The sequence below is a fragment of the Mycobacterium sp. IDUB_21 genome (assembly GCF_055419425.1).
On the sequence record NZ_JBVAXQ010000005.1, the window covers coordinates 273,511 to 299,244 of the forward strand.

Consider the following 25,734-nt stretch of genomic DNA (forward strand, 5'->3'; position numbering starts at 1 on the left):
TCTGCCCGCCGCGAGGCTTCGAAGGTCGTGGAAGGAGAAGCGTCGATGACCGGTTCCCCGGCCGAGTCGAATGCCCCGGGTGGGCTGGCGCACGAGGCACCGGCGCCGGAGACTTTTCAGCACAAGTTGCTGACCGGTCTGACCGACCCGCACTGGTACTGGATGCTGATACCCGCGGGGATCGCGGCCTTCGTACTGGGTGTGTGGGGTTACGGCTCCTACGAGGGCGGCGAGCATTCGTTCTCCGATGCGGTCTACGGCGCGGTCAAGTTGTACTTCCTGCACGCCGCTCCGCAACCGGAGAACCACGTCGGCCCCGCGCTGGACATCGCCCGCTTCATGGCCCCGATCGTGGCCGGGTGGGCAGCGCTCATCGCGCTGGTGTCGGTGTTCCGCGATCGGGTCCAGCAATTGCTGATTCCGTTCAAACACGGGCACGTCGTGGTCTGCGGACTGGGCTACGCCGGATTCGAATTCGTTCGCAAGCTGCGGGCTGCCGGTTACCGGGCGGTCGTGATCGAATCCGACGAGGCCAACCCGCGGATCAGAACCTGCCGCAACTGGGGGTTCCCCGTCGTCATCGGGGATGCGCAACTGAGCGCGACACTGGAATCGGCCGGCGTCAGGCGGGCCGCCCGGTTGCTCGCGGTGACTTCGGACAGTGTGGCGAACACCGAAATCGTCACGCTGGCACGCCGATTGGCTGACCACCCCACTCGTTCCCGGCGGGTCTTCGGCCGTTCGGGCGGGCACGTGTTGCGCTGCCTGGCGCGTATCGACGCACCGGGGTTGTGTGTGCTGCTGCGGATCGGGGAGTTCAATCGCGGTGACGACCGGTCGGTCGTCGACTTCTTCAACATCGACACCGTCGGCGCCCGGGTGCTGCTGGACAAGCACCCGATACAGACCCGGCAACGTCCGCACATCGCGGTCGCCCACCTCGACGGGATCGGATTGGAGCTGGTCTTCCAGGCGGCCCGACAGTGGCATGACGAACGCCCCGACGACCAACCCCTGCTAGTGACGGTGATCGACGATCATGCCTTCGACAAGGTGGCCGCGCTGATCGCCCAGTACCCCGCGCTGCAAGAGATCTGTGAATTCAACTGCTCTTCGACGTCGATGCTCGATATCGACCGGTTGGCAAAGGACTCCGGCCGGCCGGTCACCCATGCCTATGTGACGGGCCACAGCGACGAGCGCAATGTGGAGTCCGCTTTGAACCTGCGCCGGACTCTCCACGATTCGGTGCCCGTCGTCACGACAATCTCCCGGGCCTACGGCGTGGCCGAATTGCTGGAGGAGAAGGCGGCCCTCGGCGGGGCGAGTGTCACGGTATTCAGGACTTTGCGGGAGAGCTGCAGCGTCGAACTCGTAGAGGGTGGATCGCTTGAGGCCGTTGCCCAGGAAATCCACCGGCGTTACTGTCTGCTCCAGCCCGAGGGCACGCCCACGCCGCCGCCGTGGTCGGAACTGGCGGACGCCCTGAAGAACTCCTGCCGCGCCCAGGCACGCCACATCGGGGTGAAGTTGCGCAGTATCGGGTGTGTGATCGCGCCGCTGCGCAACTGGCACGCTAAGGACTTCCGGTTCACCGACGAAGAGATAGACAAGCTGGGCACCATGGAGCACGGCCGGTGGATGCAGGAGAAACTCGCCGCCGGCTGGACTCTGGGAGAAGAGGATCGGGTGCTCAAGAAGGATCCGCACCTGGTGCCGATGAAAGAGCTGACGCCCGAGGTCGCCGAGGTGGACCGCATCTTCGTGCGGGCGATCCCCGAGATGCTGGCTGCCGTGGGTCTGGAGATCGTCGATGTCGCGCAGCGCGCATCGCGATATCCGGCGTGCGACCTGGCCCGTTAGGCGCCGGGCGCCGCAGCGAGGTTTTCCGTGCCGCGGAACCGGGTATACGCGGGCGGTGCATGCCCACAAGGAACTGGTGCACCGGCTGCTGCGGCGCGCCGGAAAGACCTACGCTCACGAGGCCGGCATCCGGTTGCGCAATCAACCGATGCCGCTGTTTCAGTTGCTGACGCTGTGCATGCTCGCCAGCAAGCCGATCGATGCCGCGATCGCAGCGCGGGCGGCGCGCGAGCTGTTCAAGAGCGGTCTGCGCACCCCGCATAAGATTCTCGAGGCAGATCGCCGCACCATGATCGATGCATTTGGCCGCGCCCACTACCGCCGTTACGACGAGAGTTCAGCCACTCGGTTGGTCGAACTCGCCGAAAGTGTGCAGGAGCACTATCACGGTGACCTGCGCCTGCTGGCTGAACGTAGCGGGCGCGATGTCGAGGCGGCCGTCGCGTTGCTCACAGACTTCAATGGAATCGGTGACACCGGTGCGAGCATCTTTCTGCGAGAGGTCCAAGACGTCTGGCCCTGGGCCCGCGCCACCTTCGACGACCGTGCGCTGGCCGCCGCACGCGATCTCGGGTTGCCTGGTGACGCAAGCGAACTCGGTGCGTTATCGCGGGGACGCAACGCTGAGCTCGCCGCGGCACTGATGCGCTACTCCGCCGACTCCGACGTCCGCGAGCGGCTGGCCGAATGACCGAACGCCCGGCCTGAATGGCCGGTATGGTGGCTGGAGATATCGCCGTAGAGCGGAGGATCTCGTGCCGGCATCAACCACATTCGTGATCGTCGGCGCCGGCCTGGCCGGCGCCAAGGCCGCGGAAGCATTGCGGGACAAGAATTTCGACGGCAAGATCGTGCTTCTCGGTGAGGAGCAGCACCTTCCCTACGAGCGCCCGCCATTGTCCAAGGAATTCCTGGCAGGCAAGAAGACTCTCAGTGACTTCACCGTGAACCCGCAGGAGTGGTACCGCGATCACGATGTCGAGCTGCGGGTCGGTGCCCGTGTGGTGGGTTTGAACCCGGCTGGTCACACTGTCGAATTGGCCGACGGCACCAGCCTGGGCTACGAAAAGCTGTTGCTGGCCACGGGTTCACGCTCCCGACGGGTACCGATCCCGGGCGCTGACGCCCGCGGGGTGCATTATCTGCGCACGATCGATGATGCCTCGGCACTGGATTCCGCACTGGCCGCGGGCACCTCGCTGGCGGTGGTGGGTGCAGGCTGGATCGGCATGGAGGTGGCCGCAAGCGCAAGGCAACGCGGCGTCGACGTGACGGTGGTCGAGGCCGCCACGTCGCCACTGCTGGCCAGCCTTGGCGCCGACAACGGCGCGATCTTCGCCGCGCTACACCGTGAGCACGGCGTGGACCTGCGTCTGGGGTCGAGCGTTGCGGAGATCACCACAGCCGGCGGTGCCGCCACCGGTCTGCGTCTGGGCGACGGTTCGCAGATCAGCGCGGGCGCGGTGCTGGTGGCCGTCGGAGCAAAGTCCAACATCGAACTGGCCGAGCAGGCCGGCCTGGCCACCGCTGACGGTGGTGTCCTGGTGGACGCGAGCCTGCGCAGCAGCGACGCCGATATCTACGCGGTGGGTGACATCGCGGCAGCTCAGCATCCGGTGCTGGGCACCCGGATCCGCACTGAGCACTGGGCGAACGCCCTCAAGCAACCGGCGGTCGCGGTCGCGGGCATGCTCGGCGAGACGAGCGAATACAGCGAACTGCCTTACTTTTTCACCGACCAGTACGACCTCGGGATGGAGTACGTCGGCCACGCGTCCGGCGACTCCCGCGTGGTCTTCCGGGGCGACACCGACACCCGTGAATACACCAGCTTCTGGCTCGGTGAGGACAACCGGGTGCTGGCCGGGATGAACGTCAACATCTGGGAGGGCCTGGACGACATCAAGGCCCTGATCAGCTCGCAGGCACCCGTCGACCCCGGCCGGCTGGCCGACCCGCAGACGCCGCTGGGCGAACTGTCCGCCTGACGGTCGGTGCCTGCACTACCGTAGCGCCGCGGTGCCGTCGCCGTGCACGTCGACCGTTGCGCCGGCGATATCTTCTTGCACGCTCGATTCGGCGATGTCCGGGTCACGGATCACCGCCAGGGTTCGTGCGCCCTCGGGGGTCCGAACCGCCAGGAACACCTGCTGGGGGCGGCCGTCGCGGTCGAAGGGCGTCGTCCACGACTCCACCGCGCCAGTCCCCTGCCACTGCGCGACCGCCGTCCGGGTGGGTTGGGCTTCAACCGCCGATTGAACGTCTTGCCAGCGGAAGCCGGAAGCCGGCGGTTCGGTGCTGTACACCCCGACGCTGTGCTTGGTCAGGTACCCACCGTTGGCGGTGATCAGGCCGCGCCGACCGGGGTTGGCGACCAGCAGTTCGGCCAGGGTGGCGATCGAGTGCGTCACGTAGTTGTTCCACGGCCCGCCGGCGAAGGTCAGGCCACCGGTCACGGTCAGCGGTCGGTCGGGGTCATCGGTGGGCAACCCGAGCTCATTCGCCGCAACCTGAACCGCCGACGGGAAGCACGAATACAGGTCCAGATAGTCGATCTCGGCTATGTCCTCGGCACCGGCCAGCTCCAGCGCGCACGCCCCGGCGATCCGGATCGCCGGTGAGCCGTGCAGTTCGTGCCGGGCGCCGATCGCGTAGGTGTCGTGGGCGTCGGCGCCGGCCTGTGGAAAGACCCAGCGCTCCGACGGGATCCGCAATTCGGTGGCGACCCGGACCGAGGTCAGCACCAGTGCGGCGGCCTGGTCGACCATATTGTTGGAGTTCATCAACTTGGTGTAGGGCCAGCTGATCATCCGGTTCTTCGGCCCCGGCTGCCAGATCTGTTCGGCCCCAACGGGTCGGCGGATCCAGGCGTGCGGGTTGCCTACCGCGACCGCATTGAACCGCGACCACAGCTCGCCGATGCGCTGACGATGTCCGTCGACCGTCTCCCCGGCCGCGATGCGCAGCGCCTGCTCGAACAGCGGATAGACATAGGCGGGCCGGTCCAACCCGATGCGTTCCTCGGCCGCGCCGGACAGTGGCACGTCCTCGCCTTCACATTCGGCCATCGGGACCACGGTGTCGTCCTGGCGGGTCCAGGCCAGTTTGCCGCCGGCGGCCCGCAGCCGGGTGCGGGTTCGCCACGTCTCACCGCCTGCCAGCAGTACCACCCCGGCGCGACCGTCTTGGATGTCCAGACAGGCCCGATTCAGCAGGGACTGCGGCACATTGCCGCCCATCGGGCTGTAGCGGGTGGCGGGGCGGTCGGCCCCGATCCGCTGCGCGAGCAGCAGGCCCGGATCGCGGTAGCGCGCCGACAGCAGGTTCACCACCCGGATCGAGTCGACGGCGCGCAGCACCCGGTCCTCGACGGCGTGGCGCGCCGCCGCCGCCATCAGATCGACGGGCTCGACGGGCTCACTGTCTTCGGGATGATTGATCTGGCCGTAGCCGATCAGTACCGGTGTCCGGGGGTCGACGGGCATGGGCGCAACACTAATCGGAGGGTCCATGCGGCGGTCCCAGCTTCGTCTCTCCTGCGTCGAGGCTCGCTGAACCGCCGGTGGCGAACAGCACGCCGTCGGCGATCAACCGCTCGGTTTCGTCCTCGTCGAGACCGAGCACGCCGCGGCAGATCGCGCGGGTGTCCTGACCGGGCAGCGGAGCGGGCCGTTGCGGGGCATGCGGGATGTTGCGGAACGGTGCTGGGCCGGTTTCGGCCGGTAGCGGGTGCTCGATCAGCGGATGGGTCATCTCGGCGAACACCGCGCGGTGGGCCAGCTGTGGGTCTTCGGCGATGTCGGGTGGCCGGTTCATCGGTGCGGCCGCCACCCCGGCTGCCTGCAGCAACTCGCCGAGGTCGGCGGGGGTGCGTTCTCCGGTGTGCCGGCTCAGCTGCTCCACCAGCTCCGCGCGATGTGCGGCGCGGGCCGCACCGGAGGCAAAGCGCGGGTCGGCGGCCAGACCCGCATCGTCGAAAGCCGCTGCGACACGGCGCCAATCGTCGTCGGTGCGGATGGAGACCACGCACCATTCGTCGTCGCCGGAGCACGGACAGATCAGGTCCACCGCGGTGTCCGGTTGTACTGCCGTTCCCGCGGTCCGCGCGACGTAGCAGGTGTCGAGTTGGTTGACGGCGGCCTCGGCCTGCGAGACGTGGACATGTGCTCCGGTGCCGGTCCGCCGGCCGGCGATCAGCGCGGCCAACGCCCCGATCGCAGTGACCCGCGCGACCACGTGGTCGGGGAAGACAGTGGTCGCATCGTAGAACGAGTGGCGTCCCGTCTGGTTCGTCTCGGGCCCCTCAGGAGCGGTCCACAACGCGGTCACCCCGGTAGTGGCGCGCACCAACGGGCCGTACCCCATCCGGTCACTCCACGGCCCGGTCTCGCCGAACGCGCTGCTCTCGGCGAGCACCACCCCCGGGTTCAGCCCTCTCAGAGCTTCGTAGGAAAACCCCAGGGCAGCAAGCGTTCCCGGTTTGAAGTTGGCGAGCACCGCGTCAGCCGTTCCGACCAGCCGGCCGAAGATCTCCTTGCCGGCCGGACTGCGCAGATCCAGGCCGAACCCGGAGTTGTTGCGGTGCGTCCAGGCGAACGACTCGCTCATCGCCGATCCGGCGCGGGTCTGCCGCAGACCGTCCGGGTAGGCCGCACTCTCCACCTTGATGATCTCGGCGCCCAGGTCGCCGAAGAGCCGACTGGCTTCTCCGCCGGCCACGATGACCCCCAGGTCGACGATCCGCACCCCCTCGAACGGCCGGGCACCGACCGCGCCGCCGGGTGCGGGGCCCGCCGGCGGCCGGACTCGCCAACCGGTGGACGCCTCGCCGAGAGCCGGTGCCGCTGTCCGGAAGCCGGCCCGCTGATCGTCGACCACGTAGTAGCCGGTGGGTATCAGCGCGGAGCGTCCCGGGGCCAGTTCGGTGCGGATCACCGCCCCGGCCGCGGCGAGGTGCTCGCCGGCCAGCACCTGCGCCGGATCGCCGACAGCGGCGATCGGCACTCCGCGGGCCTGCCCGGCCGCGACCAGATCGGCCATGTCCTGGCCGGCGAACAGTTCGCGCACCAGCACGCTGATCTGCGGCCAGACCGCGAACCGCTCACCGATCACGCCGAATCTGGGGTCGGCGTACTCGGCCGGCTCCCCCAGCCAGGCCCACAGCCCGCGCCACTGGCGCGGCGACATCACGCACAGCCGGACGTAGCCGTCCCGGCACGGATAGATCGGATAGGCGTCCTGGTTCCGCGGCCGCCCGCGCCAGCGGCTCGCCCCGCGCCGGGCCGCGGCGACCTGGCCCTGTGCGCCGAATATCGGGTCGAGCACCGTGACCACCGCGTCGAAGCGGGAGAAGTCGATGTAATCACCGGCGCCGCAACGCAACCGGTTGTAGTAGGCGACCAGCACGGCCCAGGCGGCCTGCACCGCCGCGGTCGCCGAGGCAATCCCGTCCGGCGGCAGCACCGGGGTTCCGGTGGTGGGACCGGATCGTGACAGTGCACCCGAGAGGGCGTAGAGCACCGCGTCGGTGGCCCGCCACCGCGAACGCGGCCCACTCGACCCGAAATCGGTGACCGACATCGTCACCAGGTGATCGAACCGGTCGGCCAGCTCCGCACACGACGTCCCGAAAAGCGAGGTCGGCAAAGGCGGCGTCCCGAAGTCGGTGCCGCGCCCCGGCAGACCGCTGTCGACGACGATATCGGCGGTTTGCACCAGCTCGTCGAACCGGCGGCAATCCCGCTCGTCGGCCGGATCCAAGGTCACGCTTCGCTTGTTGGCATTGTGCAGCGCGAACGCGATGCTGACCCCGCCCAGCAACGGCGCCTCGGTGCGCGCCGGGCTGCCGCCGGGGGACTCCACTTTGAGAACGTCGGCTCCGAGGTCGGCGAGCAACCGGGTGACCGCGTCGGCGTCACCGCCGGCCAGATCCAGGACACGCACCGATTCCAGCAACACCCCGCCAGCGTATTGAATGGTTGCCGCGGCCCCGCATCGGCGCGGACAATCGCGGAGATGAGTGCAGAGACCACGACGCCGGCGCCGCCCACGCTCTCCGACGACGAACTGGCGGGCATCGACGCCTATTGGCGGGCCGCCAACTATCTGTCGGTGGGCCAGATCTATCTGTTGGACAACCCGCTGCTGACCGAACCGCTGCGGGCCGAACACGTCAAGCCGCGGCTGCTGGGGCACTGGGGCACCACGCCGGGTCTGAATCTGCTGTACGTCCACCTGAACCGGATCATCCGCAACCGGGACGCCGACGTCATCTTCGTCACCGGGCCCGGTCACGGCGGGCCGGCGCTGGTCGCCAACGCCTATCTGGAAGGCAGCTACAGCCAGGTGTACACCGGTATCGGCGAGAACACCGATGGCCTGCGGAAGTTGTTCCGGCAGTTCTCATTTCCCGGTGGGATACCCAGCCACGTTGCCGCCGAGACGCCGGGCTCCATTCATGAGGGCGGCGAGCTCGGCTATGCGCTGGTGCACGCGTTCGGTGCAGCTTTCGACAACCCGGAGCTGGTGGTGGCCTGTGTCGTCGGCGACGGCGAGGCCGAGACCGGGCCGCTGGCCGCCAGCTGGCATTCGAATAAATTCCTCAACCCCGCCGTCGACGGGGCGGTACTACCCATCCTGCATCTCAACGGCTACAAGATCGCCAATCCGACCGTGCTGGCCCGTATCCCGCAGTCGGAGTTGGAGGCGCTGCTGCGCGGTTACGGGTACCGGCCGATCACCGTCGCCGGTGACGACCCGGCGGTCGTGCACCGATTGCTCGCGGCCGCCCTCGACGATGCGTTCGACGACATCGCGGCAATCCGCCGAGCCGCGCGCACCGAGGGCTCGGCCATGCGGCCGGTGTGGCCGATGATCGTATTGCGCACCCCCAAGGGGTGGACCGGGCCGGAAAAGGTCGACGGCGTACAGGTGGAAGGCACTTGGCGGTCGCATCAGGTGCCGCTCGCGCAGACCCACACCAACCCCGAGCACCGCAGGCAACTAGAGGAATGGTTGCGCAGCTATCGCCCGGCGGAACTGTTCGACGAGTCCGGTCGGCTGCAACCGGAGCTGGCGGCGCTGGCGCCGCGCGCGAATCACCGGATGAGCGCCAACCCGCATGCCAACGGCGGGCTGCTGCTGCGCGACCTGGACCTGCCGGACTTCCGCGATTACGGAGTGCCGGTGGCCCGGCCCGCCACCGAGATGCACGAGGCCACCCGGCTGCTGGGGGTGTTCCTGCGCGACGTCATCGACCGCAACCGCGACCGGTTCCGGTTGATGGGCCCCGACGAAACAGCCTCGAATCGCCTCTCGGCGGTGTTCGAGACGACCGACCGGGTCTGGCTGTCGGCGACCTCGCCCGACGATGACCACGTCGCCCCCGACGGACGGGTCATGGAGGTGCTCTCCGAACACCTGTGCCAGGGCTGGCTGGAAGGCTATCTGCTGACCGGCCGGCACGGGCTGTTCAACTGCTACGAGGCGTTCGTGCACATCGTCGACTCGATGTTCAACCAGCACGCCAAGTGGCTGGCCGTCAGCCGCGAACTGCCGTGGCGACGACCGATCGCCTCGCTGAACTACCTGCTGACCTCCCACGTCTGGCGACAGGACCACAACGGTGCCTCGCATCAGGACCCGGGGTTCATCGATCTGGTGGCCAACAAGCGACCCGAGGTGGTGCGCGTCTACCTGCCGCCGGACGGCAACACGCTGCTGTCGGTGGCCGATCACTGCCTGCGCAGCCGCAACTACGTGAACGTGATCGTCGCGGGCAAGCAGCCGGCACTTGCCTACCTGGACATGCCCGCGGCGGTGGCGCACTGCACCCGGGGCCTGGGCATCTGGGACTGGGCCGGCACCGCCGGTGGTGAACCGGACGTGGTGCTGGCGTGCGCCGGCGACGTCCCGACTCTGGAAACGCTGGCCGCCGCCGACATCCTGCGCCGGGAGCTACCCGACCTCGCCGTACGAGTGGTCAACGTGGTGGACATCATGCGGCTGCAGCCTGCGACGGAGCATCCACACGGTCTGCCCGACAACGAGTTCGACGCCCTGTTCACCCGCGACAAGCCGGTGATCTTCGCCTACCACGGCTATGCCTGGCTGATTCACCGGCTCACCTATCGGCGGACCAACCACGACCAGATGCACGTGCGCGGCTACCGCGAGCGCGGCACCACCACAACCCCGTTCGACATGGTGATGCTCAACGACCTGGATCGCTTCCACCTGGTGATGGACGTCATCGATCGGGTGCCCGGGCTGGCTGAAAGCAGCGCCGTACTGCGTCAGCAGATGGCCGATGCCCGGCTGGCCGCCCGGCTCTACACGCGCGAGCACGGTGAGGACGATCCCCGTATCACCGACTGGACCTGGCGAACGGGCGTGGCCGGCGACGACGGCGAGATAAGGTGACGGCCATGACTGTTCACCCGTCACTGGTCCCGATGCGCCGTAAGGCGACAACGCTGCTGTTCGGCGCTCTCGTCGCCTCGGCCACTGTCGCCGGCGTCGCCCCCGCCGGCGCGACCCCGGACCTCACCAAGGTGCCGGTTCGTTACGACCTGACCGGAACGGGTGTCGCCGGCTACGTCACCTACCAGACCCAGAACGGTCAGGCGCACGCCACCAACGCGGCACTGCCGTGGTCGATCCAGCTGGCCGGCTCGAAGACGAACATGGCCAGTCCCGCCTCGTACTCGCTGAGCGCCCAGGGCGTCGGCCCGGGAACGCTGAGCTGCACGGTCAGCGTCGATGGGAAGATCGTCAGCCAGAACACCGCGACCGGCAACCCGGCGCGGGTGCTCTGCGAGACCCACGGACCCCGCTAAACCAGGCGGCCGCGAGGCGGCCTACAACGACGAGGCGACGCCGAGGCCGCCCGCGGGTAGAATCCGGACCAATGCCTTGCCATGATTTCGCGGCGCTCGGGGGGCGGCATCCATTGGTGTCACAACTCTCGGTGCTGAACCAGTTTCGCGCCTTCGTCGACGTCGCCGTCGTCGTGGTGGTCTTGGCGCTGGCCAACCTGGTCGCGCATTTCACCACCCCCTGGGCGGCTGTCGCCACCGTTCCCGCCACTGCAGTCGGTCTGGTGGTTCTGGTCCGCTGCAACGGTCTGAGCTGGGCTGAGCTCGGCTTGGGCCGCGCCCATTGGAAGTCCGGAGTCGGCTATGCCGTGGCCGCGATACTGGTCGTGGTGTCGGTGATCGCCGTCGGAGCGTTGCTGCCCTGGACCCGACCGATGTTCTTGAACAACCACTACGCCACGCTGTCCGGCGCCGTGGTGGCGTCGATGCTGGTCATCCCGCTGCAGACCGTCATCCCCGAGGAGTTGGCATTCCGCGGCGCACTGCACGGCGCGCTGCACCGGGCCTGGGGTTTCCGCGGGGTCGCCGCGGCCGGCTCCCTGCTGTTCGGGTTCTGGCATATCGCCACCTCGCTCGGGCTGACCAGCAGCAACGTCGGCTTTACCCGGTTGTTCGGGGGCGGGTTCCTCGGCATGCTGGCCGGTGTGACGCTGGCAGTGCTGGCTACCGGGGCCGCCGGTTTCGTCTTCAGCTGGCTGCGCCGACGCAGCGGCAGTCTCATCGCCCCGATCGCGCTGCACTGGTCGCTCAACGGGGTGGGCGCACTGGCCGCCGCCCTGGTGTGGCAGTTGTCCGCCTGATCACACCAGCAGCACGGCCGCACCCGCGATCCGGCCCGCTCCCAGGTCCGCCAGCGCCCGGTCGGCGTCACCCAGCGAATACTCCGGTGTGGTCACGTTGATGCGGTGAGCCGCGGCGAAGTCGAGGAAGTCGCGGGCATCGGCGCGGGTGTTCGACGTCACCGACCGGATCCGGCGTTCGTAGAACAGGTCGCGCTGGTAGTTCAGTGGCGGGATGTCGCTCAGATGGATCCCGGCGATCGCGCAGGTGCCGCCGCGATCCAGGGCCTGGCAGGCGGGCGGCACCAGCTCGCCCACCGGCGCGAACAGGATCGCCGAGTCCAGCGGCACCGGGGGCGGGTCAGCCGCCCCCTGCACCGAGGCCGCGCCCAGCTCCAGCGCCAGCTCCCGGGCCTGCGGATCACGGGTCATCACATGCACCTCGGCGCCGCGGGCGAGCGCAACCTGTGCGGTGATGTGCGCGCTGCCGCCGAAACCGTAGAGTCCGAGCCGGCCGCCCGGCGGCAGGTCGGCGAGTTGCAGCGCCCGGTAGCCGATGATGCCCGCGCACAGCAGCGGCGCCAATTCGCTGTCGCTGTAGCCGGCGGGTAGGTGATGGGCGAATGCCGCTGGGACGGTGGCAAATTCGGCATACCCGCCGTCGTCGTCCCAGCCGGTGTAGCGCGACTGCGGACACAGGTTCTCATCGCCTCGGCGGCAGTATCGGCAGGATCCGCAGGTGTGTCGCAGCCAGGCGATGCCGACCCGGTCCCCGACGCCGAAGTCGTCGCCGGCTTCAGCGCCGACCTCGACGACCTCGCCGACCACCTCGTGGCCGGGTGTCACTGCGGGGCTGTGTACCGGTAGATCACCTTCGACGACGTGCAGGTCGGTGCGGCACACCCCGCAGGCGCGCACCGCCACGAGCAGTTCCGATGGTTGCGGTCGGGGCACCGCGGTGCTGACCCGGCGCAGTGGCGCGGTGCCGATCGGTCCGGGTTGCTGCACCCGCCACGCACTCATGCTCATGCCGGACTCTCGCTCGCCCATTACGACATTCTGCGCGCAGCAACAGCGAGCGGGTCAGCGTTTACGCACCAGCCCGAGCAGCCACAACAGCAGGATCGACCCCAGCGTCGCGGTGAACAGGGTGAACCACCATCCGCCGGATGCGGTGTCGAATTTGAAGCTCAGCAGGAACCCGCCGAGCAACGCACCGCAGATCCCGGTGACGATGTTCACCAGGATGCCGGACCCACCACCGGCGACGACTTTGCCGGCGATCCACCCGGCGATCGCACCGATGATCACGTACCCGATCCAGCCCACACTGGTCAACGTCGTCGAACGCTCGGCGAGGAACTCCGTTGCCGCCAATACGTGCAGTTGCGCAGTCATGACGTCAGGCTAGCTGTTCGCGCGCCGCCACACCGGCGACTGCGATCAGTCGGCGATCACGGCGCCGGAGCAACCGGAGCGGGCGCGGGGGCGGGAGCAGGCGCGGGTGCAGGCGCCGGGGCGGGCTCCGGCGCAGGCGCAGGCGCGGGTGCCGGTGCAGGCGCGGGTGCCGGTGCAGGCGCGGGTGCCGGTGCAGGCGCGGGTGCCGGTGCAGGCGCCGGAATTCCGGGCGCCGGCTCGGCCGGAGCCGAAGCCGGGGCCAGCGGGCGGATGGACTCCGTGAGCACGGTGGCCGCGCCCCGGTCCACCGGGTTGTTGGCGGTCCCCAACCACACCACGAACCACCGCTCGGTCTGGACTCCGGTGCCACCGTCTGTCGGCGGCAGGCCGATTACGCCACTCCAGATCTGGCCGACCGGTTTGGCCGGGTCGGTGAACTTGACTTCGTAGTAGGACGCGCTGCCGGTCAGACCGCCCCCGGCCAGCGGGGTGTTCTCCTGGTTCGCGCGGGTCCCCGGGTAGGGCATGAAAAACTCGCCCATGTCCGATCCGAGTCGGGTGGCGGCCTTGGCGTTGTCTGTCTCGGCGCTGGCGTACAGCCGCTGGTCCAGCTTGCCGAGCACGATCCTGGTGTCGTTGGCCACCGGCGCCGGCTGCCCGGGCAGCATCGGCTCACCGGCCGTCTTGCTCAGCAGCGAGGACCCGTATTCGAGGTGGCTGGTGTCGGATTGCACCCAGCCACCCGGCAGGACGTAGCTGAACCCGCCGACCACATCATCGACCCGGCCCACCTCCGGCGCACCGGGCTCGGCGACCGGCGCCGGCGCGTTCGAGTCTCCCGGCGGTGCCGTCGTGTCGGCCGGCGGGGCGTCGGCGGTGGCCGGCGGCGGTGGCGGCGGTGGCGGTGGCGGATCGGCGTAGGCCGGCGATGCCGTGGCGAATGCCAGCACGCCCGCGATCGCGGCGGCCCACGTCGTCGCGGCCACCGCCCGGATGCCCCTGTGGGCCGTTGAGGTCGGGTCCACCTGCTTCATGGCAGAAAAACTACCGCGTCGAGACCGCTACGCAAGTTATGCCATGCCGGGGTGTGTCGCGCGCAGCGTCACTTCCTGTGCCTTGACACCGAACCAGACCACTTCACCCGGGGTGAGCCGCAGCTCGGCGGCGGCATCGGCGGTGATGTCTGCGGCCAGTCCCGGCGCGCCGTCCGGCTGGTCGACCCCGCGCACCTGGATCGCGCTGCCGCGTGCCTCCAGTTCCGCCACGGTCACCTCGACGAGATTGCGCGGACTGCCGTGCGGCGGCGGCTCCCGATACACCGCAACCGCCTGCGGCGTGCAGACCGCGACGGCCGGCCGGCCGGCGACCAAGCCGTCATCGGCGGTGCCATGCCACCGATCCCCCCACCGGGTGCGCAGCATGCCGCCGCTGTCGATCACTCCGGCCACCAGATTGAATCCGGCGATCCGCGCCCCGAACCGGCTGCGGGGCGCGGCCAGAACCTCGGCGGTACGCCCGATCTCGGCGACCCTGCCCGACTCGAGCACCAAAACCCGGTCTGCCAACGCGAATACGTCGAGCAGATCGTGGGTGACCAGCACCGTGGTGCGGCCGGCGGTGGTGATGACGTCGCGCAGCACGGTGCGCACCGCGATCGCCGCGCCCACGTCGAGCCCGGCCAGCGGCTCGTCGAGCAGGAGCACTTCGGGTTCGGCGGCCAGGGCACGGGCGATCGCGACCCGCTGCGCCTGTCCGCCGGAGAGCCGGCGCGGTCTGCGGTCGGCCAGATCCTCGGCGTCGACCGCTCGCAGCCAGGCCATTGCCGCCGAGGGACGCGGTCGTCGGCGGCCGAAGCGACGCCGGCTGTGCGGCCCGAACGCCACGTTGGCCGCCACACTCAGGTGCGGGAACAGCAGCGGGTCCTGCAGCAGCAGCCCGACCCGGCGGTCACAGGTGGCGACGTGCACCCCGGCCCCGGAGTCGGTCAGCACCCGATCGCCGACCCGCACCAGGCCCGCATCGGGCCGCAGCAGACCGGCGATCACGTGCAGCAGGGTGGATTTGCCGGCACCGTTGGGCCCGAGCACGGCCAGCACCTCACCCGGCGCGACGGTCACCCGCACATCCAGGCCGCGCTCGGCCACCACCGCGTGCAGGGTCAGGCCCGCCGCCACGGCACTCACCCGACGCCGGCCAGCCGTCGGGCTCCCAGGGCCAGCACCACCACCGCGGCCACCGCCACCAGAAGCAGCGACATCGCCGCCGCAGCGTCGGCGTCGGTCACCCGCTGCAGGTAGATGGCCAGCGGCAGCGTCCGGGTGACACCCTCACGGGAGCCGGCGAACGTCAGCGTCGCCCCGAACTCCCCCAGCGACCGCGCGAACGCCAGCACCGCGCCCGAGATCAGGCCCGGTGTCAGCAGCGGCAGTGTCACCCGCCACCACACCGTGCTCGGCCGGGCGCCCAAGGTGGATGCGACCACCTCGTAGTCGGCGCCGGCGGTGCGGGCCGCGCCCTCCAGCGCGATCACCAGGAACGGCAGCGACACGAAGGTCTGCGCCAGCACCACCGCCGTGGTCGTGAACGCGATGTGGATTCCGGCCGCGTCCAGGTAGCGCCCCAACAGCCCGAGCCGGCCGAACGCGTACAGCAGCGCGATACCGCCCACCACCGGCGGCAGAACCAGCGGCAGCAGCGCCAGGGGCCGCAACAACCGCACCACCCGCGCCCGGCTGCGCGCCAGGACCAGCGCCATCGGCACGCCCACCACGATGCAGAGCGCGGTACTGGCCGCGGCGGTCTTCAGACTGAGCAGTAGCGCCGTCCTTGAGGACGGACTGGTGATCAGCGACCAGAAATGCGGCCAGTCGACCTTGACCGCGATCGCGACCAGGGGCAGCAGCACGAAGGCGGCGCCGATCGCGGCGGGCACATAGACCCAGCGGGGCAGGTCGTTGGGCCGGTGCACCAGATCAGGGCTTGCCGAAGCCGGCCGCGTGCAGAATCTTCTGCCCCGCGGCACCGGTGACCAGATCGACGAAGGCCCGGCCCGGCCCGGCCTGCGGCGCGTTCTCGAGCAGCGCGACCGGGTAGGTGTTGACCGCCCCCGCGGCCTCGGGGAACTCGACGGTGGCCACCTTGTCGCCGGCGTTGATCGCATCGGTGCGGTAGACGACACCGGCGTCGGCCTGGCCGGTGGTGACCTTGTTGAGCACGTCGGTGACGTCGGGTTCCTCGCTGACCGGATTCACCCGCACTCCGGTGGTTTCTTCGACCTTGTGCGTCGCCGCTCCGCACGGGACCGGCGGTTGGCACACCACCACGGCCAAGCCGGCGCCGGCCAGGTCGGCGAAGGAGCGCACCGCGTGCGGGTTGCCGGGGGCGGTGACGATCACCAGCGTGTTCGAGGCGAACGGCACCGCCTCGCCGTCCAGCAGGCCGGCCTGGGCGACCTTGTCCATCTGGGCGGTGTTGGCCGAGGCGAACACGTCGGCGCCGGCGCCCTGGGTCAGCTGGGTGGCCAGTTCCGAGGAGCCGGCGAAGTTGAACTGCACGCCCACGCCGGGGTGGTCGGTCTTGAACTGCTCGGCGATCTCGGTGAATGCCGGTTGCAGTGACGCCGCCGCGAACACCGTGATCGACGGCGCCGCGGGTCCGGAGCTACAGCCGGTCAGGCCCGTCAACCCCGTCGCCAGCATGACCCACACCGCACCGGAGACCGCCCGGGTTCGCCACATGGCTGGAACTTTAGCGTCGATCGCAAGCGCGGCGAAGCCGGGCGAAGCGGGTCGGCGCCATCGACCCAGCGTCGATCGCAAGCGCGGCGAAGCCGGGCGACGCGGGTCGGCGCCATCGGCCCACGTCGATCGCAAGCACGGCGAAGCCGGGCGAAGCGGCACTTACTCGGACCGTAGCCGGATCGTGTCTGTGCCGATTCCGCCCCTCTCACACAAACCGGCTACTGTCCAGTAACATAGCTGCGAACACGAGGAGGTCCTACCGATGGATGTGCTGGTCACCGGTGGTGACACTGAGCTAGGTCGCGCCGTCGCCGAAGGCTTCAGCGACGCCGGCCACAAGGTGACGCTCGCAGGTATGCGTGGTCCCGAACTCGAGGTCGCCGCCAAGGAACTCGACGCCAACGCCGTCGTCTGCGACAACACCGATCCGGCCAGCCTGTCGCAGGCCCGCGGCCTGTTCCCCCATCACCTCGACACCATTGTCAACGTCCCGGCGCCGCGCTGGCACGGCGGTGACCCGCGCACCTACTCGCTGGCGGACCAGGCCGCCGCGTGGCGCAGTGCCCTGGACGCCACCGTCCTCTCGGCGGTGCTGACGGTCGCGACCGTCGGCGATCACCTGCGTTCCGGCGGCTCGATCCTTTCGGTGATGCCGGAGAACCCGCTCGACGGCGGTGCCGACGCAGCGGTCAAGGCGGCCCTGTCGAACTGGACCGCCGGGCAGGCCACCGCGTTCGGCACCCGTGGGATCACCGTCAACGTGGTCGCCCCCGGCGTCGGGGCGCGCCCGGGTTACGACGGGCTCAGCAGTGCCCCGCCCACCGCGGACACCGAGATCGCCCGCCTGGCGGTGTTCTTGACCACACCGGCCGCCCGCCACATCACCGGCCAGACGCTGCACGTCAGCCACGGAGCGCTCGCGCATTTCGGCTGATCACACGGCAAGTGGTTAATCCCACAACCGGCGAATGCGGTGACCGTCAATCCGGTCGACTAGCGTATTTGTGAACGCAGTCGCCATCGAGGAGCAACCGGATTCCCATGAGTGCCCAGCCTGAAGTCACTGCGCCAGCGAGCCGCCGCCACCAGGTCGTGATCATCGGCTCGGGGTTCGGTGGGTTGACCGCGGCCAAGAAACTCAAGCGGGCCGACGTCGACGTCAAGTTGATCGCCCGCACCACCCACCACCTGTTTCAGCCGCTGCTGTACCAGGTGGCAACCGGGATCCTCTCCGAAGGTGAAATTGCGCCGTCTACCCGCGTCGTACTGCGTAAGCAGCGCAACGCCGAGGTGCTGCTGGGCGACGTCACCCATATCGACCTGGCCGGCAAGTTCGTCACCTCCGAGGTGCTCGGCCACACCTACGACACCCCGTTCGACAGCCTGATCATCGCGGCCGGCGCCGGCCAGTCCTACTTCGGCAACGACCAGTTCGCCGAGTTCGCACCCGGCATGAAGACCATCGACGACGCCCTGGAGCTGCGGGGCCGCATCCTGAGCGCCTTCGAGCAGGCCGAGCGGTCCAGAGACGCCGCCCGCAGAGAGAAGCTGCTCACCTTCACCGTGGTCGGCGCGGGCCCCACCGGCGTCGAAATGGCCGGGCAGATCGCCGAATTGGCCAATTACACACTCAAGGGCGCGTTCCGCAACATCGACTCGACCAAGGCGCGGGTGATCCTGCTCGACGCCGCTCCGGCCGTGCTGCCGCCGATGGGCGACAAGTTGGGCAGAAAGGCCGCCGAGCGGCTGCAGAAGATGGGCGTCGAGATCCAGCTCGGTGCCATGGTCACCGATGTCGACCGCAACGGGCTGACCGTCAAAGAGTCCGACGGCACCATCCGGCGGATCGAATCCCAGTGCAAGGTGTGGTCCGCCGGCGTCTCGGCCAGCCCGCTGGGCCGCGACCTCGCCGAGCAGTCCGCGGTCGAACTCGACCGCGCCGGGCGGGTCAAGGTGCTGCCCGACCTGTCCGTGCCGGGCCACCCGGACGTGTTCGTCGTCGGCGACATGGCGGCCGTCGACGGCGTGCCCGGCATGGCGCAGGGCGCCATCCAGGGCGCCAAGCACGCTGCGAGCACCATCAAAGCCGAACTCGGCGGAGCCGACCCGGCCGACCGGGAACCATTCCAGTATCTGGACAAGGGCTCGATGGCTACCGTGTCGAGGTTCTCGGCGGTCACCAAGATCGGGCCGCTGGAGTTCAGCGGCTTCCTGGCCTGGCTGGCCTGGTTGGTACTGCACCTGGTCTACCTGGTCGGGTTCAAGAACAAGATCAGCACGCTGCTGTCGTGGAACGTGACGTTCCTGAGCACGCGGCGCGGCCAGCTCACCATCACCGAACAGCAGGCATTCGCCCGAACCCGCCTCGAACAGCTCGAAATGCTGGCGGCCGAGGCGCAGCGTGGCGCCGAACGCGCGGTCAGTTAGCCGGCAGGTTCTGCAGCCGAACCTGGCCGCGGGCGACCACCCGCTGACCGGAATCGGTGATCGTCACCAACCACAGTTGTTGGCGACGGCCGCGGTGGATCGGGGTGGACTCGGCGAACACCGTGCCCGACGAGACCGCCCGCAGGAAATCGGTGTTGTTGTTGACCCCGACCACGTTGCCACCTGCTTCGCCGCCGTCCGCGTTCAGCCAGGTGTGCGCTGAGACGCTGGCCACACTCTCGACGATCGAGCAGTACACCCCGCCGTGCACGATCCCCGTGGGCTGGCACAGCTTGGGTTGCAATTCCAGCTCGGCGCTCGCACCGTCGGGACCGATATCGGTGTAGACCAGGCCGATTTCGGCATCGAAGGGCGAAAAATAGGAAGGCGGGGAGCCGCTGGCAGCCATGCCATGGTTTTACACGACGGCGTTGCGCCCGCTGAACGCAGCGTCAAGGCGTCGGAAGGGCCCGCCTGCGCCGCAGCAGACCCACAGCCGCCCATACGACAGCCGGTAGTAATTGAGGGTAGGCTTGCTCCGTTGCCCAGGGAGTTGATTACCACATGGCGAAGCAGACCCACCTAGGGGATTTGGAACGAGCGGTGATGGATCACCTGTGGTCCGCACCCGAGGCTCAGACGGTGCGCCAGGTCCACGAAGCGCTGTCCGTGCAGCGAGACCTGGCCTACACCACGGTGATGACGGTCCTGCAGCGGTTGGCCAAGAAGAATCTGGTCTCGCAGATCCGCGACGATCGCGCGCACCGCTACACACCGGTCCGCGGCCGCGATGAACTGGTCGCCGGGCTGATGGTGGAGGCGCTGGATCAGGCCGCCGACTCCGGGGACCGCCGGGCCGCTCTGGTGCATTTCGTCGAACGTGTCGGCATGGACGAGGCCGAGGCTCTGCGCCGCGCACTCGACGAGTTGGAAGCCAAGCATCGCGTCGGCCGGCCCGCTGGCGGCCGGCCCGCGTCCTGAGGGACACTGGCAGCGTGTCCGCGCTGGCCTTCTCCCTCCTCGCGCTGCTGCTCGTGGGGCCGGTGCCCGCCCTACTTGCGCGTGCCGACTGGCCGTTGCGCGCCCCGCGGGCCGCGGTGGTGCTCTGGCAGGCCATTGCAATAGCCGCGGTGCTGTCGGCTTTCAGCGCGGGGGTCGCCACTTCGAGTCGTCTACTGATGCCGGGTCCGGACGGCCGGCCCACGGCGACGATCCTCGGGTCCATTGACCGGCTGGGCTGGCCGTTGTGGACCTTCTACACCGCGGTGTCCACCTTGACGTTGCTGGTGGGACTGCGGCTCACGTTGACCGTGCTGCGGGTCGCGATCGGCACTCGGCAGCGCCGGGCCCGCCACCGCATGTTGGTCGACCTGGTCGGCGTCTCCGACAGCACCCCGGCGGCGCGCAGCAGCGGCCTGCGGATTCTGCAGGTGATGCAGCCGCTGGCCTACTGCCTGCCCGGGGTGCGCAGCCGGGTGGTGCTCAGTTCAGGGACGTTGCAGGCTCTCGGCGACGCCGAACTGGCCGCCCTGCTCTGCCATGAGCGGGCCCACCTGCGGGCCCGGCATGATTTGGTGTTGGAGGCGTTCACGGCAGTGCACACCGCGTTTCCGCGGTTCGTGCGCAGTGGCAGCGCCTTGGATGCGGTGCGGTTGCTGGTCGAACTGCTGGCCGACGATGCCGCCGTTCGGGTTGCCGGCGCCCCGCCCCTGGCCCGCGCCCTGGTGACCTGCGCTTCGGCCAGCACCCCCGCCGGCGCGCTGGCCGCCGGCGGCCCCAACACGGTATTACGCGTGCAGCGACTGTCGGGGCGGGGCAACAGTCGCACACTGGCTGCGGCCGCGTACTCCGCCGCGGCCGGGGTGCTGACGGTGCCCACGATCGCACTGGCGGTACCGTGGCTGACCGAACTGCATCGACTGATCGCGGAGTAACCCACGCCGTCCGGCGTGCCGCGCATCGATCACCTACCACCGAAAGGCGAATGTATGAGCGCGTCGGAGCTTGTCGGCACCGCCCAGATCGGGGTGACCGGTCTGGCCGTCATGGGATCCAACATCGCGCGCAACTTCGCTCGACACGGCTACACCGTGGCACTGCACAACCGCTCGGTCGCCAAGACCGACGCCCTGCTGAGCGCGCACGGCTCCGATGGAAAGTTCGTGCGCAGCGAGTCGATTCCGGAATTCCTTGCCGCGTGCGAGAAGCCGCGGCGGGTGCTGATCATGGTGCAGGCCGGCGCCGCCACCGACGCCGTCATCAATGACCTCGCCGACGCGATGGAACCCGGCGACATCATCATCGACGGTGGCAACGCGCTCTACACCGACACCATTCGCCGCGAGAAGGCCATGGCCGAGCGCGGACTGCACTTCGTCGGCGCCGGAATCTCCGGCGGCGAAGAGGGCGCTCTCAACGGGCCGTCGATCATGCCCGGCGGCCCGGCGGAGTCATACCGCTCACTGGGCCCGCTGCTGGAGGAGATCTCCGCACACGTCGACGGGGTGCCGTGCTGCACCCACATCGGCCCGGACGGCTCCGGGCACTTCGTCAAGATGGTGCACAACGGCATCGAGTACTCCGATATGCAGCTGATCGGCGAGGCCTACCAGTTGCTGCGCGACGGCCTGGGGCTCTCGGCGCCGCAGATCGCCGACGTGTTCACCGAGTGGAACGCCGGTGAGCTGGACAGCTACCTGGTCGAGATCACCGCCGAGGTCCTGCGTCAGGTCGACGCCAAGACCGGCAAGCCGCTGGTCGACGTCATCGTCGATGAGGCGGAGCAGAAAGGCACCGGACGCTGGACGGTGAAATCGGCGCTGGACCTCGGGGTTCCGGTGACCGGCATCGCCGAGGCAGTGTTCGCCCGGGCGCTGTCGGGCTCGGTCCCCCAGCGTCGCGCCGCGGCCGGTCTGGCCGCCGGGGCTCTCGGCGAACGCCCACACGATGCGGCCCGGTTCACCGAGGACGTCCGCCAGGCGCTGTATGCCTCGAAGATCGTCGCCTACGCGCAGGGTTTCAACCAGATCCAGGCCGGCAGTGCCGAGAACGGCTGGAACGTCACCCCCGGGGACCTGGCGACGATCTGGCGTGGCGGCTGCATCATCCGCGCGAAGTTCCTCAACCGGATCAAAGAGGCGTTCGACACCGATCCCGACCTGGTGAGCCTGCTCGCCGCCCCGTATTTCCGCAGTGCTGTGGAGACCGCCATCGACTGCTGGCGGCGGGTGGTGGTGACCGCGACGCAGCTGGGCATCCCGGTTCCGGGATTCTCCTCGGCACTGTCCTACTACGACGGCCTGCGGACCGAGCGGCTGCCCGCCGCCCTGACCCAGGCCCAGCGCGACTACTTCGGCGCCCACAGTTACGGCCGGGTGGACGCCGAGGGCAAGTACCACACGCTGTGGAGCGCGGACCGCAGCGAGGTGCCGGTCTAAACCAGCAGGCGCAGCACGGCGTCGGTGTAGGCCTGCGGGTCTTCGAGCTGCGGGTAGTGCCCCAGCCCGGGCAGCTCGACGACCTCGGCGGCCGGGCGAAGCTCTCGCAGGCCGTCCAGCACGTTGGTGGTGGCGACCGGATCGCCGAGTCCCCACACGAACCCCAGCGGTTTGGGCCAGTCGCGCACCGCGCCATGCCAGCGCTGCGCGTAACGCACCCGTTCGTCGAGGTAGGCCGAGAGCAGGTGCGCGATCCGGTTACCCCCGTTGTGGCACAACAGCTCCCACTGCAGTGCGGCCTCGTCCTGCGACAGCGGATGCTGCGCACTGAACAGCCGGCCGAAGCTGCGCACGAAGCTCCGCCGGTTCGTCAGCCGGGCGGCGACTCCGCCGAACGGGCCGCGCAGCACTTTCTGGATGGGTCGTAGACTGGCGCGCTCCAGGATCACACTGCCGTTGGACAGCACGGCGCGGCGCAGATCGAAGGTCAGTGTTCCTTCCAGGTCGCGGGCCAGTAGTTCGGTGGTCACCGAGGTGCCCATGTCGTGGGCGGCCAGCACCACCGGCCCGGTGGTGGTCGACGCCACCACCTGCTGCACCAGATCGGCCTGCTCCAACAGGCTGTATCGATGTGGCCGCGGCTTGTCCGACAGCCCGAACCCGAGGAAGTCCATGGTTAGCCAGGGCCGGCCGGCGAGCCGGGCGACGGCCGGCCGGAAGTCGTAGGAGCAGGACGGAAACCCGTGCAGCAGTAGCACAGTCGGCCCTTGCCCCGCGCCTGACCGCACGAACAACTCCCCCGCGTCGGTCGAGACCCAGCGACCGCCGTCGCGCCATTCGCGCACGCTCTGCGACAACGTCATCGTGGGCCGCGGCTCAGATCCACGCCAGCAGGTCACTCAACGCCGAGCCCGTTTCGTCGGCCACCTGCCCGGCGGCGGCGCCACCGAGGTTCGAGAGCGCATCGGTGATGTCGTTGAACACCGCTTGTGGGAACCCGAGGAACACCGAACCGATGTCCTGCAACCCGGTCTGCAGCGCATTGCCGATCACGGTCGGATCGCCGTCGAGCAGCGCCTGGTAGAAGTTCCACACCGCGACCTGCGGCGTGGTGATCAGGTCTCGCACCTCCATGATCAGGCTTGTCAGCAACCCCGGGTCCGGCGCGACCGCGATCCCGTTCCAGGTGACCAGCGTCCAGCCGTCGGTGGGGTTGCCCTCGATCTGCACGATGCCGGTGTTGGGCAGCAGCGGTGAGCCGTCGTCATTGGCGAACATGGTTTGCAGAGACAGCGGCAGCAGCAGCGCGATGTCGGGGTTCTTGACGTTGAGCGCCACCCAGGCCGCGATGTCGGCTTCGTTGTTGAACGCCACGGCGGTGATGTCGCCATTGTCGCTTTCGACCGGGTTGGCCATCGCGGCGCTGTACATCGCGTCGACGGCCTCGGTGAACTTCTGGTCCATCACCACCCCGTTGGGGTCCTCGACAGAACCCGGGATCGGCACCAGCACCAAGCCGAGCAACGTCCACAGCATCGGCGTGAACTGGTAGAGGAAGCCGGACAGGCTGGCGATCGGCTGACCCGCGTAGATGCCGCTGTCGATCTCGTTGAGCCCGGGCAGGATCTGCGTCGTCATGTTCTGCAACTCGGCGAACGGTGCGGCGGTATCGATGTCCCGGATGGCCTGCCCGGAGAAGATCCCCGCGACGTGGTCGCCGAGTTCCTGGTGAAGTTTGTCGGCCACGTCCTGCGCCTGCTGCACGCCGAGATCACTGAGCGGCGGACCCGGATGGTCCGGGGAGGGGGTGATGACGTCGTTGAACGGCGGCATCCGCTGTCCGTGTCGGACGATATCGATGACGATATCCTGGTTCTCACCACTGGTGAGGGCGATGGCAGGTACTGCGACTCCGGGCGCAGCGACACCGCCTTGAGCCGGTGGGATGACGGCAATGACGCCGGCGCCCAGCACGGCAACACCGGCAGCGACCGACCACATCGGGTTGATCAACATATCGATTCCTTCTCGTCAGAACGCCGTGAGCAGATCGGCGAATGCGTCCCCGGTGCCGGCGCCACCGCTCAGTGCATCGACGATGTCGTGGAACACCGCACCCGGGAATTGGACCAGCGCGGTACTGACCTGCTCGAAGCCGGTTTGAACCGCATTCATGACCGCTTCGGGATCCGAGCCGAGAATGGCCTGGTGCACAGCCCACCACGACTCCTGGAGCGGCAGCATCACGTCCCGCACGTCGACGAACAGGGCGGTCAGCAGCCCTGGATCGGCGGGGATGGCGTGCCCGTCCCAGCTGACCAGGGTCCAGCCGTCGGTGGGATTGCCCTCGACTTCGACGACGGCGGCGTTGGGCAGGAAAATAGTCGTCTGGCCGTTCGCGACACTGTGTGACTCTTTGATGAGGTCCAGGAAGAACGGCAGATCGGGGTTGTCGACGTTCTGCATCACCCAGGCGAAGATGGACGCCGTGCTGCTGAACGCCACGTCGGTGAGCTGGCCGTTGGCACTGACCACCCCGGTGCTCAACGCATGGTCGTACATCGTCTGAACTGCGTCGCTGAATCGATCGTCCAGCACGATCCCGTTGATGTCGTGCGAGCCCGGGCCCTGCACCAGTGCCAACCCCAGCGGCGCTCCGAGGCTCCACGCACCCACCGTCAGAAAGGCCAGCTGACCGCCAAGACTCTGAATCGGATCGAGCGCGTAGACGCCACTGTCCACTTCGTCGAGCCCGGGCAGTATCTGCACATCCGCGGGGGTGCCGCCGGTGCCCTGCAGGTCGGCGAACGGCGCTGCGGTCTCCTCCACCCGGACGCCCTGCCCGGTGAAGATGCCGGCGACCGGGCCGAGTTGGGTGAACAACTGCTGCCCGACATCGTTCGCCTGTTGGTGGCCGAGGTCGCTGAGCGGGGCGCCCGGATGGTCCGGCGAGGGGGTGAGCAGCAGATCGTACGGCGGTGTCATCTGCGCATGCCGCACGAAATCGATGACGACATCTTGGGCAGTGAGCCGAACGTCGAATGGGGCCGCGGTCGATGTCGCCGGCGACGCAGCGACCGGGGCGACGGCGATGCCGCCGACCAGGGCGGCACCGGCGGTGACGGACAGGATGTGGCTGACCTGCATGGTGCGTACCTCTTTTGGTGGGAGTGGCTTCCGGTCGGCTGCGTAATGGACGTTTGAATATTGCGCA

At 68.9% G+C, this 25,734-nt stretch carries 23 protein-coding genes; 11 read left to right on the forward strand and 12 right to left on the reverse strand.

Annotated elements, in window-relative coordinates:
• Positions 1-45 precede the first annotated feature (45 nt).
• The 3 genes from ACZYY4_RS10500 (at position 46) to ACZYY4_RS10510 (ending at position 3,851) form a co-directional block, all read left to right on the forward strand.
• On the forward strand, positions 46-1,863 hold the full coding sequence (locus tag ACZYY4_RS10500; RefSeq protein ID WP_463809906.1) for a potassium channel family protein: 1,818 nt from the start codon (positions 46-48) through the stop codon (positions 1,861-1,863).
• Positions 1,864-1,918: 55 nt separating this feature from the next.
• Positions 1,919-2,554 carry an HhH-GDP family DNA glycosylase gene (locus ACZYY4_RS10505; RefSeq protein ID WP_463809907.1) on the forward strand — a complete coding sequence of 212 codons (636 nt, stop codon included), beginning with the start codon at positions 1,919-1,921 and terminating at the stop codon, positions 2,552-2,554.
• 64 nt (positions 2,555-2,618) lie between these two features.
• Complete coding sequence (locus ACZYY4_RS10510) at positions 2,619-3,851, forward strand: NAD(P)/FAD-dependent oxidoreductase (protein WP_463809908.1); 1,233 nt, start codon at positions 2,619-2,621, stop codon at positions 3,849-3,851.
• Between the two features lie 15 nt (positions 3,852-3,866).
• Here ACZYY4_RS10510 and ACZYY4_RS10515 read toward each other — a convergent pair whose 3' ends face one another.
• Together ACZYY4_RS10515 and ACZYY4_RS10520 are read right to left on the reverse strand one after the other, a co-directional pair.
• Entirely contained in the window at positions 3,867-5,348 is a 1,482-nt protein-coding gene (locus ACZYY4_RS10515; protein WP_463809909.1) for an acetyl-CoA acetyltransferase, read from the reverse strand.
• Between the two features lie 10 nt (positions 5,349-5,358).
• Positions 5,359-7,839: a CoA transferase gene (locus ACZYY4_RS10520; RefSeq protein ID WP_463809990.1), complete on the reverse strand. Its 2,481-nt coding sequence runs from the start codon at positions 7,837-7,839 to the stop codon at positions 5,359-5,361.
• Between the two features lie 39 nt (positions 7,840-7,878).
• Between ACZYY4_RS10520 and ACZYY4_RS10525 the strand changes: the two genes are divergently transcribed.
• From ACZYY4_RS10525 to ACZYY4_RS10535, 3 genes are all read left to right on the forward strand, one after another.
• A complete protein-coding gene (locus ACZYY4_RS10525) occupies positions 7,879-10,284 on the forward strand; it encodes a phosphoketolase family protein (protein WP_463809911.1) in 2,406 nt (801 codons plus the stop codon).
• Between the two features lie 5 nt (positions 10,285-10,289).
• The gene (locus tag ACZYY4_RS10530; RefSeq protein ID WP_463809912.1) at positions 10,290-10,700 is read left to right on the forward strand and encodes an MmpS family transport accessory protein; all 411 of its coding nucleotides are present in this window, start codon (positions 10,290-10,292) and stop codon (positions 10,698-10,700) included.
• Positions 10,701-10,771: 71 nt separating this feature from the next.
• Positions 10,772-11,539 carry a lysostaphin resistance A-like protein gene (locus ACZYY4_RS10535; protein WP_463809913.1) on the forward strand — a complete coding sequence of 256 codons (768 nt, stop codon included), beginning with the start codon at positions 10,772-10,774 and terminating at the stop codon, positions 11,537-11,539.
• Here the strand turns inward: ACZYY4_RS10535 and ACZYY4_RS10540 are convergent, their stop codons facing one another.
• The 6 genes from ACZYY4_RS10540 to modA all read right to left on the reverse strand — a co-directional run bounded on the left by ACZYY4_RS10540 (position 11,540) and on the right by modA (position 16,653).
• The gene (locus ACZYY4_RS10540) at positions 11,540-12,568 is read right to left on the reverse strand and encodes a zinc-binding alcohol dehydrogenase family protein (protein ID WP_463809915.1); all 1,029 of its coding nucleotides are present in this window, start codon (positions 12,566-12,568) and stop codon (positions 11,540-11,542) included. It lies immediately after the preceding gene.
• A gap of 33 nt (positions 12,569-12,601) precedes the next feature.
• On the reverse strand, positions 12,602-12,904 hold the full coding sequence (locus ACZYY4_RS10545; protein ID WP_463809991.1) for a GlsB/YeaQ/YmgE family stress response membrane protein: 303 nt from the start codon (positions 12,902-12,904) through the stop codon (positions 12,602-12,604).
• Positions 12,905-12,972: 68 nt separating this feature from the next.
• Positions 12,973-13,950 carry an alanine and proline-rich secreted protein Apa gene (locus tag ACZYY4_RS10550; RefSeq protein ID WP_463809916.1) on the reverse strand — a complete coding sequence of 326 codons (978 nt, stop codon included), beginning with the start codon at positions 13,948-13,950 and terminating at the stop codon, positions 12,973-12,975.
• Positions 13,951-13,986: 36 nt separating this feature from the next.
• Positions 13,987-15,090 carry a sulfate/molybdate ABC transporter ATP-binding protein gene (locus ACZYY4_RS10555; RefSeq protein ID WP_463809918.1) on the reverse strand — a complete coding sequence of 368 codons (1,104 nt, stop codon included), beginning with the start codon at positions 15,088-15,090 and terminating at the stop codon, positions 13,987-13,989.
• A 5-nt stretch (positions 15,091-15,095) separates the two neighbouring features.
• The gene (locus ACZYY4_RS10560) at positions 15,096-15,884 is read right to left on the reverse strand and encodes an ABC transporter permease (protein WP_463809920.1); all 789 of its coding nucleotides are present in this window, start codon (positions 15,882-15,884) and stop codon (positions 15,096-15,098) included.
• 4 nt (positions 15,885-15,888) lie between these two features.
• Complete coding sequence (gene modA / locus ACZYY4_RS10565; protein ID WP_463809921.1) at positions 15,889-16,653, reverse strand: molybdate ABC transporter substrate-binding protein; 765 nt, start codon at positions 16,651-16,653, stop codon at positions 15,889-15,891.
• Positions 16,654-16,918: 265 nt separating this feature from the next.
• Between modA and ACZYY4_RS10570 the strand changes: the two genes are divergently transcribed.
• The gene (locus tag ACZYY4_RS10570; RefSeq protein WP_463809922.1) at positions 16,919-17,590 is read left to right on the forward strand and encodes an SDR family oxidoreductase; all 672 of its coding nucleotides are present in this window, start codon (positions 16,919-16,921) and stop codon (positions 17,588-17,590) included.
• 107 nt (positions 17,591-17,697) lie between these two features.
• On the forward strand, positions 17,698-19,083 hold the full coding sequence (locus tag ACZYY4_RS10575) for an NAD(P)/FAD-dependent oxidoreductase (protein WP_463809923.1): 1,386 nt from the start codon (positions 17,698-17,700) through the stop codon (positions 19,081-19,083).
• On the opposite strand, the gene ACZYY4_RS10580 is transcribed toward ACZYY4_RS10575, so the two are convergent.
• Positions 19,076-19,492, reverse strand: a complete 417-nt coding sequence (locus tag ACZYY4_RS10580; RefSeq protein WP_463809924.1) for a PaaI family thioesterase — start codon at positions 19,490-19,492, stop codon at positions 19,076-19,078. The two genes, ACZYY4_RS10575 and ACZYY4_RS10580, sit on opposite strands and share 8 nt — an antisense overlap.
• 155 nt (positions 19,493-19,647) lie before the next feature.
• Here ACZYY4_RS10580 and ACZYY4_RS10585 point away from each other — a divergent pair, with 155 nt between their 5' ends.
• The 3 genes from ACZYY4_RS10585 to gndA are packed head-to-tail and all read left to right on the forward strand — an operon-like array spanning position 19,648 to position 22,520.
• Complete coding sequence (locus tag ACZYY4_RS10585; RefSeq protein WP_463809925.1) at positions 19,648-20,064, forward strand: BlaI/MecI/CopY family transcriptional regulator; 417 nt, start codon at positions 19,648-19,650, stop codon at positions 20,062-20,064.
• A gap of 14 nt (positions 20,065-20,078) precedes the next feature.
• Positions 20,079-21,017 carry a M56 family metallopeptidase gene (locus ACZYY4_RS10590; RefSeq protein WP_463809926.1) on the forward strand — a complete coding sequence of 313 codons (939 nt, stop codon included), beginning with the start codon at positions 20,079-20,081 and terminating at the stop codon, positions 21,015-21,017.
• Positions 21,018-21,071: 54 nt separating this feature from the next.
• Positions 21,072-22,520: an NADP-dependent phosphogluconate dehydrogenase gene (gene gndA / locus ACZYY4_RS10595; protein WP_463809927.1), complete on the forward strand. Its 1,449-nt coding sequence runs from the start codon at positions 21,072-21,074 to the stop codon at positions 22,518-22,520.
• Here the strand turns inward: gndA and ACZYY4_RS10600 are convergent.
• The 3 genes from ACZYY4_RS10600 to ACZYY4_RS10610 are packed head-to-tail and all read right to left on the reverse strand — an operon-like array spanning position 22,517 to position 25,667.
• Complete coding sequence (locus ACZYY4_RS10600) at positions 22,517-23,383, reverse strand: alpha/beta fold hydrolase (protein ID WP_463809928.1); 867 nt, start codon at positions 23,381-23,383, stop codon at positions 22,517-22,519. The genes gndA and ACZYY4_RS10600 overlap by 4 nt on opposite strands.
• A gap of 13 nt (positions 23,384-23,396) precedes the next feature.
• Entirely contained in the window at positions 23,397-24,536 is a 1,140-nt protein-coding gene (locus tag ACZYY4_RS10605; RefSeq protein ID WP_463809929.1) for a histidine phosphatase family protein, read from the reverse strand.
• A gap of 15 nt (positions 24,537-24,551) precedes the next feature.
• Positions 24,552-25,667, reverse strand: coding sequence for a histidine phosphatase family protein (locus tag ACZYY4_RS10610; protein ID WP_463809930.1), 1,116 nt, complete (start codon positions 25,665-25,667; stop codon positions 24,552-24,554).
• Positions 25,668-25,734: the final 67 nt, after the last annotated feature.

Excerpts from the sequence above, each read along its gene's own strand:
- ACZYY4_RS10500 (WP_463809906.1), top strand. The coding sequence starts at position 46 with ATGACCGGTTCCCCGGCCGAGTCGAATGCCCCGGGTGGGCTGGCGCAC.
- ACZYY4_RS10515 (WP_463809909.1), bottom strand. The coding sequence starts at position 5,348 with ATGCCCGTCGACCCCCGGACACCGGTACTGATCGGCTACGGCCAGATC.
- ACZYY4_RS10525 (WP_463809911.1), top strand. The coding sequence starts at position 7,879 with ATGAGTGCAGAGACCACGACGCCGGCGCCGCCCACGCTCTCCGACGAC.
- ACZYY4_RS10530 (WP_463809912.1), top strand. The coding sequence starts at position 10,290 with ATGACTGTTCACCCGTCACTGGTCCCGATGCGCCGTAAGGCGACAACG.
- ACZYY4_RS10535 (WP_463809913.1), top strand. The coding sequence starts at position 10,772 with ATGCCTTGCCATGATTTCGCGGCGCTCGGGGGGCGGCATCCATTGGTG.
- ACZYY4_RS10540 (WP_463809915.1), bottom strand. The coding sequence starts at position 12,568 with ATGGGCGAGCGAGAGTCCGGCATGAGCATGAGTGCGTGGCGGGTGCAG.
- ACZYY4_RS10550 (WP_463809916.1), bottom strand. The coding sequence starts at position 13,950 with ATGAAGCAGGTGGACCCGACCTCAACGGCCCACAGGGGCATCCGGGCG.
- modA (WP_463809921.1), bottom strand. The coding sequence starts at position 16,653 with ATGTGGCGAACCCGGGCGGTCTCCGGTGCGGTGTGGGTCATGCTGGCG.
- ACZYY4_RS10570 (WP_463809922.1), top strand. The coding sequence starts at position 16,919 with ATGGATGTGCTGGTCACCGGTGGTGACACTGAGCTAGGTCGCGCCGTC.
- ACZYY4_RS10575 (WP_463809923.1), top strand. The coding sequence starts at position 17,698 with ATGAGTGCCCAGCCTGAAGTCACTGCGCCAGCGAGCCGCCGCCACCAG.
- ACZYY4_RS10580 (WP_463809924.1), bottom strand. The coding sequence starts at position 19,492 with ATGGCTGCCAGCGGCTCCCCGCCTTCCTATTTTTCGCCCTTCGATGCC.
- ACZYY4_RS10585 (WP_463809925.1), top strand. The coding sequence starts at position 19,648 with ATGGCGAAGCAGACCCACCTAGGGGATTTGGAACGAGCGGTGATGGAT.
- gndA (WP_463809927.1), top strand. The coding sequence starts at position 21,072 with ATGAGCGCGTCGGAGCTTGTCGGCACCGCCCAGATCGGGGTGACCGGT.
- ACZYY4_RS10600 (WP_463809928.1), bottom strand. The coding sequence starts at position 23,383 with ATGACGTTGTCGCAGAGCGTGCGCGAATGGCGCGACGGCGGTCGCTGG.
- ACZYY4_RS10605 (WP_463809929.1), bottom strand. The coding sequence starts at position 24,536 with ATGTTGATCAACCCGATGTGGTCGGTCGCTGCCGGTGTTGCCGTGCTG.
- ACZYY4_RS10610 (WP_463809930.1), bottom strand. The coding sequence starts at position 25,667 with ATGCAGGTCAGCCACATCCTGTCCGTCACCGCCGGTGCCGCCCTGGTC.